Source organism: Candidatus Absconditicoccus praedator (assembly GCF_021057185.1).
Taxonomy (GTDB): domain Bacteria; phylum Patescibacteriota; class Gracilibacteria; order Absconditabacterales; family Absconditicoccaceae; genus Absconditicoccus; species Absconditicoccus praedator.
In genome coordinates, this window is the sequence record NZ_CP054059.1 from 205,988 (window position 1) to 219,829 (window position 13,842).

At 24.1% G+C, this 13,842-nt stretch carries 8 protein-coding genes and 1 pseudogene; 8 read left to right on the plus strand and 1 reads right to left on the minus strand.

What is annotated here, in order from left to right; translation table 25 throughout:
• Window positions 1-190 precede the first annotated feature (190 nt).
• The 6 genes from HLG78_RS00975 to HLG78_RS05425 all read left to right on the plus strand — a co-directional run bounded on the left by HLG78_RS00975 (window position 191) and on the right by HLG78_RS05425 (window position 7,818).
• Window positions 191-892, plus strand: coding sequence for a hypothetical protein (locus HLG78_RS00975; protein ID WP_231178591.1), 702 nt, complete (start codon window positions 191-193; stop codon window positions 890-892).
• Between the two features lie 17 nt (window positions 893-909).
• On the plus strand, window positions 910-3,528 hold the full coding sequence (locus HLG78_RS00980) for an HD-GYP domain-containing protein (protein WP_231178593.1): 2,619 nt from the start codon (window positions 910-912) through the stop codon (window positions 3,526-3,528).
• 254 nt (window positions 3,529-3,782) lie between these two features.
• Window positions 3,783-5,798, plus strand: a complete 2,016-nt coding sequence (locus HLG78_RS00985) for an elongation factor 4 (RefSeq protein ID WP_231178596.1) — start codon at window positions 3,783-3,785, stop codon at window positions 5,796-5,798.
• Between the two features lie 12 nt (window positions 5,799-5,810).
• Complete coding sequence (locus HLG78_RS00990) at window positions 5,811-6,578, plus strand: hypothetical protein (RefSeq protein WP_231178598.1); 768 nt, start codon at window positions 5,811-5,813, stop codon at window positions 6,576-6,578.
• Entirely contained in the window at window positions 6,568-7,560 is a 993-nt protein-coding gene (locus tag HLG78_RS00995) for a phospholipase D-like domain-containing protein (protein ID WP_231178600.1), read from the plus strand. The genes HLG78_RS00990 and HLG78_RS00995 overlap by 11 nt, the downstream gene beginning before the upstream one ends.
• A gap of 57 nt (window positions 7,561-7,617) precedes the next feature.
• Window positions 7,618-7,818 (plus strand): DUF2905 domain-containing protein, encoded by a 201-nt coding sequence (locus HLG78_RS05425; RefSeq protein ID WP_231180848.1) that lies wholly within the window; start codon window positions 7,618-7,620, stop codon window positions 7,816-7,818.
• A 68-nt stretch (window positions 7,819-7,886) separates the two neighbouring features.
• On the opposite strand, the gene HLG78_RS01005 is transcribed toward HLG78_RS05425, so the two are convergent.
• Complete coding sequence (locus HLG78_RS01005) at window positions 7,887-10,304, minus strand: bifunctional diguanylate cyclase/phosphodiesterase (RefSeq protein ID WP_231178603.1); 2,418 nt, start codon at window positions 10,302-10,304, stop codon at window positions 7,887-7,889.
• Window positions 10,305-11,491: 1,187 nt separating this feature from the next.
• Here HLG78_RS01005 and HLG78_RS01010 point away from each other — a divergent pair.
• Both HLG78_RS01010 and HLG78_RS01015 read left to right on the plus strand, forming a co-directional pair.
• Window positions 11,492-12,602, plus strand: a pseudogene (locus HLG78_RS01010) (IS3 family transposase); the annotation flags it as partial.
• A gap of 318 nt (window positions 12,603-12,920) precedes the next feature.
• Window positions 12,921-13,841, plus strand: coding sequence for an adenylate/guanylate cyclase domain-containing protein (locus HLG78_RS01015; protein ID WP_231178605.1), 921 nt, complete (start codon window positions 12,921-12,923; stop codon window positions 13,839-13,841).
• Window position 13,842: the final 1 nt, after the last annotated feature.

A 13,842-nucleotide genomic window follows, 5' to 3' on the forward strand; every position in this document is an offset into this window, starting at 1 on the left:
GATATTTATAGTTTTAAGTTTTGTTGTTTATACTTTTATAATTTTTATACTGAGTAATTTCACTCAAATAAATCTTTCTTATATTAGAAATTTAAACTTTTTATATTTTCTTTTATTTGTAGTAGTATTTATATACTCAAATTTATATGATACTACTTATGTAGCATTACTAATATCGCAATTGTTTTTAATGATAGTTTTTTGATTTATTTATATTTGCTATAAATTTACAAAGAAAAAAGAAGAAGAATCAAAAAATAAAATAGAAACAATACTGTCCTGAGGTTCTCTTATAGAAAAAAAACAAAAAACAATTTATGATTTGTTTTCAGATATATCAGATTTTTTTAAAAATATTCCAGAACACATAAAACTTGCACTGGCCTTAGTAAACTTGTTTTTAATGTTTTGACAAATATATATTTTTTTCTTAAATATAGGAAGTGATGATATTTTATTTTATGAAATACTTTACTGGCTTTGAATACTTGTTTTCTTCATAAACTTCATATTATTGAAACTGATTGATTATTATTACTATATACAAAGAATAATGGCTTTTTTTGTGATAAACTTTTGAATTTATTTAACTATTTTAAACATTTTTGGGCAAGATTATTTTTATATTGTGGTAATATGAATTTTGCGAAGCATAATATGAAGCTTATTAATATTTTTTTCTAAATCTTTTATATACAAAAAACTATTATTTAGAGAAGATTATTATTTTTGGATATTAGCTAATTGAATGGCAATGTTATTAAATGTATATTTCATTTTTCTTTTGGATATAAATAATGCCTTGAAAATAAACTTTATATTGTTATATGTATGATTGTGGATTTTTATGACGTTTTATAATATAAAATTTCTAGAAAAGAAATTTATTTAATATGAAAAACTTAATATATGAATTATACAGAAACTTTTTATAATACTGAAGAATTAGATAATAAAAATCTTTCCAATTATACAATGATTGAAAAAATTAAAAACTGAAACACTGACATTTTGAAAATAATAAAAATGATAAATATGAAACTTATTTGAACTTCATATGAACCAGAAACTATTTTGAATAATTTTTTTGATATAATGAATGATTTTTTAGAAGAATATGAAAAAATGAATGATGAAATTGACCTTAGTTTTACTTGTTCTCAAGAAAAATATTTTATAATATGAGAGATAATTGAAAAAAGATCAGCAAACAGTTCATATGATTTTGAATCAATACAAAAACTAAACGAGTTTATAAATATACATAATGCAATAATTTTAATATCTGAAGAATTAATGAATTTTATAGATGAAGAACAAGTTTCCAAAATAATATCAGACAAACTTAAATCTAATAATTTTAACACAATAGAGTTAAAAAAATGGATTGATATATTTTCAAAAATTAAAGAAGTTTATAAATCAAATATAATCTTTTCTTCTATCCTAGTGAAGAATTTAAAAGATAGCTCTTTTAGATTTTTTAATAAAGAAAATAAAGTACAAACTTCTCTAGAATGTAAAATTAACAATTATCAAAAAGACAAAAAAAGGGTTGAAAAATATGAAGAAAGTATCTATTTAGAATACTTTTCAAATATTTCAGAATTAGAATTTATAAAAGAGATATCTAAAATAGTCAGAAATTCAAAGAAAAATTATTCTGAATGATTCAATAAAGACATGGATAGTTTGGAAAATTTTAGAAATAAAATAAGAAACTGTAAAGAATTAATTTCTTCTGAAGAAAAAGAATTTCATAACAAACTATATATTATGGAGTTTTCAGTTCAAATAGTAAGAATGCTTTTAGTTTTTAGACTATGATCTGCTAATGTTATTTCTGACTTCAGTAAAAACCATATAGATGATTATTATAATGAATTTTTAAGTAATATCGATTTGTTTGATACTAATGTTAAAGCTGCTATATTTAACATGTTTTGAGTTTTATATCATTTGATTTTAAAACCTGATGTTTGAAATAGTGTATTTGGAGAATGAGAAAAGATTTGTAAAGAAACTAATAACACAGAATATGAAATAACAATACAAAGAAATAAATCTTTTTATCAAGTAACAAATATAACTGCTAATTTACAGTTTATTAACGCATTAGTAAAATATCCAGATTTTTTTCAGTTAAATAATTTTAATATAAAAGAAAAACTTGAGCTTATAAAAAAACAAATTGATGAATTTTTATTTTTTTCAAATAAAAATATTGTACCTTTATACTGAATGTCTTCAGAAACTATTAAAGAGTTTTTTTGATTACAAATATTGGACACAATGGATGATTCTATGAGTGAGTGATATTTATGAAAAATATTTAAAAGCATTCAAAACAACAAAGAAAATGAATATTATAAGTATTCTAAATGAAAAATTATTTTTACAGCATTAATATTAGTTTTACAATTTTATATGCAGAAAATCTTTAATGAAACTATAGAAATATCATGAATTGATTTAGAAAAGTATGATTTGGATTATGAATATTTAAAGTCATTGGTAGATAAAAATACTTTAGAAACTTTTAAATGTGAAGATACACTAGAGTTAGACTATCTTGTAAAAACATATAATAGTATATTTGGTATTAATCAAACTGATAATGAGCTTACATTTTCAAGTATATTGTCTTCTATTGAAGATAAAATACTTATTGAAGACAATAAGGTTGAAAAAATTTTGGCTCAAATTCCAAAAGTTCATTCTTGAGGTGCAGAATTTTTTAGTTTAGTTAAAATTTATAATTATCTAACTAGAATATGAAAAGTAAAATTCAACCATATTTTAAACTTGATATCCAATATAATTGATACATTTGACTTAAGTTATAGTCCTGGTCACAACAATAGAGTAGCTGAAAATTCCAGGATAATTGCGGAAATAATCTATAATTCAGAATTTCTATATAATGAATTCAAAAAAGAAATTGAAAGGATTAATTATGAAATATACTGACTTTCTTTTAATGATTCATTTGAATGAATAGATAAAATAGTAGATTTTGATTGAGATGAGTCTTTTTGTCAAGGTATTTATTTATCAGCATTATTTCATGACTGCGGTAAAGTAAATACAGACTTATTGGTATTATCTTCTAGAATAAAACCTAATGATGAAGAATATCAGGAATTAAAATCACATTCAATTAAAGGAAAAAAAGTTTTAGAACATTTTTTATGAGAACAGATTGCTGTACCTCAATTTATAGTTAATTGAACACTCCATCATGAAAGACCAGATTGAAATTGATATCCATATTGATTGGTAGATCCACATTCTTATAAAGATATATTACCTTCAGAAAAACTACCTTTAGAAAGCAAAATAATAGCAATTGCAGATGTTATAGATGCTATATGATGAGAAAGAAGTTATATTTTAGAAAAAAAATCTATAGAATTCTTAGTATCAGAATTAGTTAATAATACATGAACTCAATTTGATAAGAAAATAGTAGAAGAATTAGTAAGAAATGAAAACTTTATAAAATACTTAAAACAAAGATATTGATAAAACAAAAAGACACCCATTTGAAGGGTGTCTTTTGCCCAAAAAATATTACAAATCACACATTTTTATTTATGTTTATAAAATAAATTTTGCCCTCTTTTTTATTTTTATTTTTATTGACTTATTTGAGGGTATATATATTATATAACTTTAATAAGTTTTGTCAACATTAACTATAAAGAAAATCTTTTAAATAGATGTTGAATGTTTGAGGCAATTGTTTATACTAATTTTTGTTTTAGAAATATTAATAGTAAATGAAGTCAAATATTCGTAATTTTTGTATAGTAGCACATATAGATCATTGAAAATCAACATTGGCAGATAGAATGCTTGAAATTACTAAAACATTAGAAAAATCCGATAAATGACAAGTTTTGGACAAACTTGATTTGGAGCAGGAGAGGGGGATTACTATCAAATTAACTCCTGCAAGAATGCATTGGAAGTGATATGAGTTCAACTTGATAGATACTCCTGGACATGTAGACTTTCAGTATGAAGTTAGTAGGTCTTTATCATCTGTAGAATGAACAATTTTACTTGTTGATGCAACACAGTGAATACAAGCACAAACTTTATCAACATTGTATATGGCAATTGACTACTGACTTGAAATAATACCTGTACTAAACAAAATAGACTTGCCAGCTGCACAACCAGAAAGAGTTGCAGAAGATATTGAAAACTTGGTGGGTATTGATAAAGAACAAATTATAAGTGTTTCTGCAAAAACTTGAGAAAATGTAGATAAAGTACTGGATACAATAATAGACAAAATTGAATCGGCAGAAAGTTTTTATGAGCAAAACAAATCAAAATTTTTTCTACCATCTTCATCAGAACAACTAAAAAACACAACTTGAGTTTCTAGAGCATTGATATTTGACAGCGTTTATGATAAATACAAATGAGTTGTAGCATATGTGAAAGTACTAGATTGAGAATTTACCAAAAAAGATACTATCAATCTTTTGTACTCAGAAAATCAGGTAGTGCCGTCTCAAATAGGTTATTTTGCTCCAGATTATATACCTACAGACTCAATAAAAGAATGACAAATATGATATATAGTAACAGGTCAAAAATCTGTAAGAGAGGCAAAAATATGAGATACTATGCTTAGTTTCAACAAAACTTGATCCGAAAATATTAAAGCTCAAAACATAGATCCCAAATCATACAAAGATCTTAGAAATTTTGCCATACCTGGATTTAAGAGAATGAAACCTTTTGTATATTCTGGTGTGTATCCAATGCAAGCATCAGATTATGACAAACTAAAAGATGCTTTTGAAAAACTTGTTTTAAATGACAGTGCTATTGAATATGATAATGAGACAAGCTCTGCTTTGTGACATGGTTTTAGAGCAGGTTTTTTAGGAACTCTTCATATGGATATTACAAGACAAAGACTTGAAAAAGAGTATGATATCCAAACTGTTTTTACTATTCCAAATGCACAATACCTTGTAAAACTCAAAAATCTTTCTCATGATATAATAAAACAATGAACTAATATCACAAAACTTATAAATACCAATCTTTACAAACATATAATAGAGGAGGATGTACAACTAACTCTTTGAGACATTCCTATGGAAATTAAAGAATCTTTAAAACCTTGGATAGTAGTTAGTTCATGAGGACAAATGCCAAATCCATGAGATATAGATATTATTCTTGAACCTTATTCCAGTATAGAAGTAGTATGACCCCAAGAATATTGATGAGAAGTTATGCAACTTTGTAACGAACATAGATGAATAATGCAATGAATGGAAAGTATTGATGAAAACAGAATACTACGAAGATATAAAATTCCTTTAGCAGAAATAATTGTAGATTTCTATGACAAATTAAAATCTAACACTCAATGATATGCTACTATGAATTATGAGTTTTTGTGATACGAACAATCAGATCTTGTAAGATTGGATGTTTTAGTAAATCATGAACCGGTAGAAGCTTTTAGCATGGTAGTACACAAAGATAAAGCTTATAGCCTTTGAAAGTCTATTGTAGAAAAATTAAAAGACCTTATACCAAAACATATGTTTCCAATACCATTGCAAGCAAGTATTTGAAACAAAGTGATAGCAAGAGAAAACATTCCTGCATTGAAAAAAGATGTTTTGGCTAAATGTTATGGTGGTGATGTCACAAGAAAAAGGAAGCTTCTTGAAAAACAAAAAGAATGAAAAAAGAAAATGAAACAAATGTGAAAAGTATCTGTACCCAATGATATATTTTTGAAAATGATTAGCAGGTAACCCCAACAAAATATGCTAGAATTTTTTGAACCTTTTATAAAATATATAGATAATATAAAATATGAAATATTATTGAGTATTTTTATGATTTTTTTGTTAACTTTTTTGCAACAAGTTCATTTCAAAATATTATTTAAAATCACCAAGAAAACATCATTAATCTTGGATTGGTTTGTGAGGGTTTTGTTGAGGGTAGGAATTATATTGCATGAATTTGCTCATTTGATAATGTGATTTTTGTTTTGAGCCAAAATTCAAAAAATTGAACTTTTTTCTAAATACTGATGAAAAGTTGTTTTTAGTATGCCAGACTATCTATGAGGGATTTGATACTATCATTCATTTCGGTTTTATTTGATGGTAATTGTTTCAAGAATATGAATATTTCTTACTTCTTTATCGCCTTTGTTGGTTTGAATTTTTTTCAATACTTTTCTTTTCTATTTTCTGTTTTGAGGTAGTTTGTTTGATTTTGATGAGTTGTCTTTTTGATTTTTAAATAGTTTGATTTTTGTGGTTTATGCTTTGGTGTTTTTGCCTTCGTTTTTGTTGTCATATCAAGACCTAAAATCAATGTTTTTGTACAATTGAAAGTTTTTAATAGATAGGATTGTTTGAACTGTTTTGAATATTTTTATTGTATTTTTTGCTATAATTGGCTTGTGAGTATTCTTTGAGTATCTTTTGATGTTTTTTATTACATACTTGCTGGCATTTGGTTGAATTGTTTTTATTTTTTGATTAAATTTAATTTATAATTTTTTCAAAAATGAAAGATAGATATTTATATTTATTGCTTTGATTGGTATTTGGTGTATTAATAATTCTTGTATTGTGAAAACTTGATAAATGATGAATATCTCTTGAATACTGAGAAAATTATCAAATATGATACCAGAATATACAATGAGACTTGAAAATATGACCTTTTGGTGATATATGATGGTATGAAGACATACTCAAGTCTTCAGAAGAAAAGATAGATATATTTATGTATGGGTTTTCTTTTGATAGGATAAAAGATTTTTTGGAAAAGTTATGATATTTTTGAAGCAATATAAGAATTTTGATAGAATCAAATAAATTTAGACATTCAGATGAAGATTATGAAAATCTTTTGAAAAGATTTGAAGATAATGAATCTGTGCAAGTTGAAAATGCTGACTGATTGTGATTAAATTTTCAGCATGCAAAAACATTGCTTTTAGACGACAAGTTTATTATCCAAACAGCAAATTTTACATATTCTTGATTTTTTAGATCAAAAGAATTATTTTTTATTTCAGAAGATGAAAATATCAGAGAAAGTCTGGAGTACATTTTTGAAAAAGATTGGAATGAAGAGCATATTAATGAAGAAAAAATTCATCCAAATTTACTTGTTTGCAACATAAATTGCAGAGAATGATTTGAAGATCTGATAAATTGAACAGAGGAGGAGTTGTTGGTTTATTCCCAAAATTTTTCGGATCATTCTTTAATAAATAAAGTAAACAATCTAAAAAACACGGATGTGAAAGTGCTTTTGGCTGATAATGATACAAACTATAACACAAAAGAAAAGATTGATAACTGAAAAGTCAGGTTTCAATCTGAACCTTATTTGCATGCCAAGTCTTTTTTGGTAGACAACAAATATCTTGTAGTTTGAAGCTCAAATTTTACCCAAAACAGTATTGATAACAACAGAGAGATAAATATCATAATAAAAGACGAACAAATAATAGAAAAATACAAAAATGTTTTTGAAAACAGCTGGTAATCGTGCCCGGGATTTATTTTGAAATATTAAAACATGGAAAATACCTGAAAAATAATTATGATATCATGAGGTATAATTTTCTTTATTTGATTAACAATCTTTTTGTTGAATAAATTCTGAATTCCGTTCTGAAAATTACCATGAGATATTTATATTGATAATGAAAATACAAAATTTTATTTCCCAGTGGTAAGTTTTTTGATTTTATCTTTGGTTTTAAGTGTTTTATTAAACCTTTTACTAAAGATATTCAAGTAGAGATCAGCAATTTAGATAATTACCCTTATTTTCTATTATTATAATATACATTATCAGGATAGAAAATTTTATAGTGTGGTTGTAGGTTTTGAAAAATAAAATCATTGGCTGTATTCTATTCAAAGATTTTTTATATATTCTTGGTCTTCTTTTGTATCTATGAATTCTGCAACAATTTTTGATCATTTTTGTTTTCACATATTAACAATGTGTTTTATTATTTCTTGTTTTTCCGGATCTTTATGTACTCAATTAACTATACTTCAATCAATTTTCATATAATCAGGATTTATTCTAATAAATTTTGAAATATTTGAATATCCAACTCAGAAATCATCAATAGAAATTTTTATTCCAATTTGAGAATATTTATTTAGCATATTTAAAACAGCATTATCTTCACTTACAACTTGTTCAAGAATCTCAATACTTAATCTTTCTGGATTTATATCATACTTTTGAAGGTAATTTTTAATTTGCTCAAAAACTTCTGGATTTTTAATATCTTCTTCTGTAAGATTAATTGAAAATCAAAAATTATTACCTTTCATTGCTTCTATTGTTTTTCTTATCATCACTTGAGTAATTTCTGGCATAAAACCAGCATTTTCTGCATGTGGTAAAAACAATCATGGAGAAACTAATCTTTCATCTTGTTGGATTCTTACTAAAGCCTCATATCTAGTGATTTTTCATTTTCTATTGTCTACAATTCATTGAAATGCAGGCACTACTCTATCTTCGTATAATGAATTTCTTATCTCATTTACCCAGTAAAATGCGTTTTGTATATTTTCCCTGTTTTTTTCTTCCAATTCAGGAGTATATTGAACTGGTTTTCATAGTTTTTTGGACTCATACAATGCAATAAGAGCATTATTATATAAGCTTGAAGAATCTTGGTTTGTTGCTTTTCATATACTCAAATTAAGTACTGCTTTTATATTTAATTCTTGTATACTTATTTCATAATCAACTTCTCATCAAAAAATGTCTTCAAATACAGTTTTCCGAGATATTTTGCTTCAGCTTGTATTTAAAATTCAATACTCCATTTCTCAGGTTCTATACAACTGTAATCAATAATTTTGCAATACTTTTCCCAATTTTTCTGTGAATTTTGTTATTAATACATTTCAGGCTTCATATCAATACAATCAATTTATTTTGGAAAATTCATTTATTTTTATTAGAACTGTTTCTTTTTGTCAAAACGTCTCCACATCTTTTTGGAATTGCATAAGATTTGGAAGTTTTGTAAGCTGGTCTATATAAACCATATATTCTAATTTTTTATTTGATTCTTCAAGATTTTCTTTTAATTTTTCTGATTCTGTTACATCAAAACGGATTACTACATATTTTATGATTTCTCATTTATAATTTCTTATTGGAGTTATAGTAGTATCCAAATATATAAAATCTCATTGTTTATTTTTATTTTTTATAACTCAATGCCAAACTTTTCAAGATGATATAGTTTCCCACATTTCTTGCCAAAATTCCTTAGTATGTTCTCATGAGGAAAAAAATGAAGTATGTTTTCATAACAATTCTTCTTTACTGTCATGTCCTGTTGCCTGTACAAGTTTGTTGTTCATATTTAATATAAATCAATGCTTGTCTACTTCTATTAATATTGCTGCATTATCAATAGCATCTATTCGTTGTCTTATTTGAGCTTGTAATTCTTGATTCTCTAATAATGTGTCTTTTTGAGATGATTCCCACTCCTCTCTTTCATTGGAAAAATATTCATAAACAATCTCCATCTTTTTTTGAAGATAAAAATTAATATTATCTTGAATTTTTAATATTTTTTCAAATTCTTTACCTCAATATAATTGAAAATTATTTATAATTTCATCATTAATTTTTATTAGTATTTTTTTTTTGAGTATATCAAAAAAATTAATAATTTGATGTTGGTTTAAATTATTATTTAAAAGATAATTTATAACTCTTTCTACGTAATAGTATCAAATCTGAGCTGTTTGAGTATTTATAGATTCACAAGTTTTTTCTATAATTTTTTTTATATTTTCAAATAAAAATTTATCATCAAAATTTATATTGTATTCATAAACACTTCATTGAGATAAATTTTGCAAAAACTCTTGTGATAACTGATGTGATTGATTAAATAATTTTAATATAATTTTATAAATACTGTCATTATCTAATAGTTCAAATAATTTATCTTCTATTACAACTCATAATCAAATATAACCAAGATTCTGAGATTTTTTTAGCTTTAAAACAATATTTTTTAATAATTCATCTTGATTATTTGAATCGTCTATTCAAATTTTTTTATCTAGATACAACAAAAATCATACAATAATTCTTATATTTTTACTTAGTGTGTTTATGTTTATCTGATTTCAATTTTTTCTTTGAAAAAAAATTTCAATACTTGATTTAACATCATGTTTGGAGGGATTAAAGTCTTCTACATCAAGATTATCTAAATTAATAGCTAACATTAATATTTACAAATAATTAATAAAATATTATTTTATACAATATTATTGTTTATATTGATTTTTTAGTAAAAGACAACATTAATTTTCTTAAATTAGAATTCAAAATACAACAATACATAAATATAATAAAAACTTGCTATTTTACAGACAAAAAATATTATGATAAATTATAAATAATATAATCTTTTTTTAATATACAAATCAATAGAAATAATCAGCAATAAATAAACTTCTATTACATTAAGTCTATACAAATGAGTAAATTAACTTGACATTTTTTATTAATTTATTATTATGCTTTGTATGGTTGAACACCATTTAGGAGATATAAAAATGAGAGATGATCTAAAAGCAAGCAAAACATTTCAAGGAATTGGCATTGCAGTATTTTTGTCAATACCAATTTGGATTCTAATAGTTACAATTTTGGATAACACCTTCTTCTAAGCATCTCACCCCTTTGGGCATCACCCAAAGGGGATTTTATAAAAAAGTAAAATCTAATATAAAGATTCTGATTTATATGTTGTTAATTTTGAATACTTTTTCATGTATTTTGAGTAGACTCAAAAGTTTCTTGTAAAAATTAGTTTGTAATAAAAAATATTTATTTATAAAAAGTGTCTAACAATAAATTCCAGCTTTTTATTGTTAACAAGTTAGCCTCACATATTAAATAGAATAAACACACTCTTTCAATTAGAGTCAATATTCTTCACAAATATGCTAATAGTCCTATAAATAAACTATAACAAAAAACAAATAAAATTGAGCATGATTACAGAAATTTTGAAAATATCTTATTAAATTGAGCAAAAGATTTAAATATCACTCATAGTTCTTATATTAAATGTTTAACAATATCTTATAGGCTTATTATCTTTAGATTTGCTATCATAATATGGGTTTTTATATTTCATTTTAGTTCTAATGGGGGATTTTGTTTATCATGAAATAATGTTTATGGTTTTTATAGAAAGTATTAACACATTTTTTTCATAGCTTATATGAAAAACCTTATTTATTCTTTGATGAATAAGTATTCATCTGGTATAATGTATAATGGACCCAATCTCTGGACCAGTATTTAAGGTGGATAGTTAACAAAATTGTTGAAAATTAGGCATAAGAAAATATTATAAATTAAATATTGTCTAGAGAGATTTAATTTATAACAAATCAATATTATGGGAAATAAGAGAAATAAGTACAGTTCCAAATTTAAACTACAAGTCATTACTGAACTTATACATGGTCATAAAACTCAATCTCAAATAACCAGCGAATATTGAGTCCATCCTAATCAACAAAACAGATGGAAACAACAATTTATAGAAAATGCTGAAAGTATATTTGACGACAAGAGAGAAAAAAACAATAAGGATAAAGAAAATGAAAAGCTAATTGAACATTTATATTCAAAATTATGAAAAGTCACTATGGAAAAAGAGTGGCTGGAAAAAAAAATTGGAGAATTACCTAACATATTCTGAAAAAATTAAATTAATAGAAAAGGATAACAAAGAAATATCTATTAATAAACAATCTGAATTATTATGAATATCTAAATCGAGCTTATATCATGAAAAACAGGTGTCAGATAAAGAAAAACAAATTATGGATAGAATTGATGAAATATACACAGAACATCCATATTACTGAAGTAGAAGAATTAAACACCAACTAAAAAGAGAGTGATTTAATGTTTGAAGAAAGAAAGTCAGTAGTCTTATGGCAGAAATGTGACTAACAGCTATATACCCTTGAAAAAAAACAAGTATACCTAATAAAGAAAATGAAAAATATCCATACTTATTAAGAAACCTAGAAATCACAAGACCAAATCAAGTATGGGCAACAGATATAACATATATCCGTTTAAAACATTGATGGGTTTATTTGGTAGTAATAATTGATTGGTATAGTAGAGCAATACTATCTTGGGAATTATCATTAACACTAGAGTCAGAATTTTGTATAAGTGCACTAAATAGAGCACTTGCATTATATGAACATCCAGAGATAGTTAATTCTGATCAATGAAGTCAATTTACAAGTGTAAGATATACAAACAAACTAAAAGAAAATGGAATAAAAATAAGCATGGATTGAAAATGAAGATGGATAGACAACATTATAGTAGAGAGAACTTTTAGGACTATAAAACAAGAAGAAGTATATATATATGATTATAGAACTCCATTAGAAGCATATAATTGTTTGCAAGAATATATTGATAAATATAATCAAGAAAGACTTCATTCGGCATTAAATTATAAAACTCCACGAGAAATATATTGATTATCTAAAGACATCAATATATTTAATACCACTGTCAATAGAGCACCATTTATTTATAATGTTTAATACAAATAAAATGTCACTACCTTAAATAAATGCATAAACTGGTCTTGAAAAAGGGTCCACTTATTACTTATATTTAAATTTAATTGATCTTGGAAGTTTATATTTTATTTATTAGTATCAGAATTTTTATTAATAATTATATTATGAAATTTATTTGCTTTGTTGTGAATTTTTTCTGACAAATATTCAGTTTTTTTACCTATATGAACAATACTTTTTATTGCATTGATACAATTATTATTAACAACAATGTATTATATAATGGAATTAAGCTGAGTTAAAAATAAATTTCAAAAACTTTTTGGCTTGTATGTATGAAAAAATGTTTTATGAAATGACTATGATTGAGAAATTTGACAAAAACAAGCAAAAGAAAATGAAATAGCAATTTATTTTTCTGATATTGCTTGATTTACAGATATGTCTGAAAAACTTTCTCCAAAACAAAATATTGATTTTTTGAATATATATTTAGAAAAACAAAGCAAAAATATATCTTTAAACAACTGATTTATTGATAAATATATTGGTGATGCAGTAATGGCATTTTGGGAAAATAATGATAGTTGTTTTGAAGCAAGTAAATCTGCTATTTTAAATGTAAAATCCATTAAAGAAATCAATGAAATTGTTAAAAATAATTTAAATATTGATATTAATTTAAATACAAGAATATGATTACATTACTGAAAAGCTATTGTATGAGATATATGATCTGAAGAATACAAGCTTAATTATACAATTATATGAGATAATGTGAATTTGGCTTCAAGACTAGAATGAATAAATAAATATTATAACACAAGTATATGTGCATCCGAAAATTTTGTAGAAAAAATTACAGATAGTAATGAATTTTTATTTAGAAAATTAGATAAAATACAAGTAAAATGAAAAGAAAATGCTATAGAAATTTATGAAATAATACCTGAATTTAAAAATATACTATCAAAACAATACTTACAACATATAGAAAAATTTATAAATATGTTTGAAGATTGATTACAAAAATATTTTAAATGAAACTTTGAAGAAGCTTTATCAATTTTCAAAAAATGTCAAAATATTAAAAAAGACAAAACATGTAATATCTTTATTTTAAGATGTGAAGATCTAATAAAAAACAAACCAAAAAATTGGAACTGAGTCTGGAAACATGAAAACAAATAAG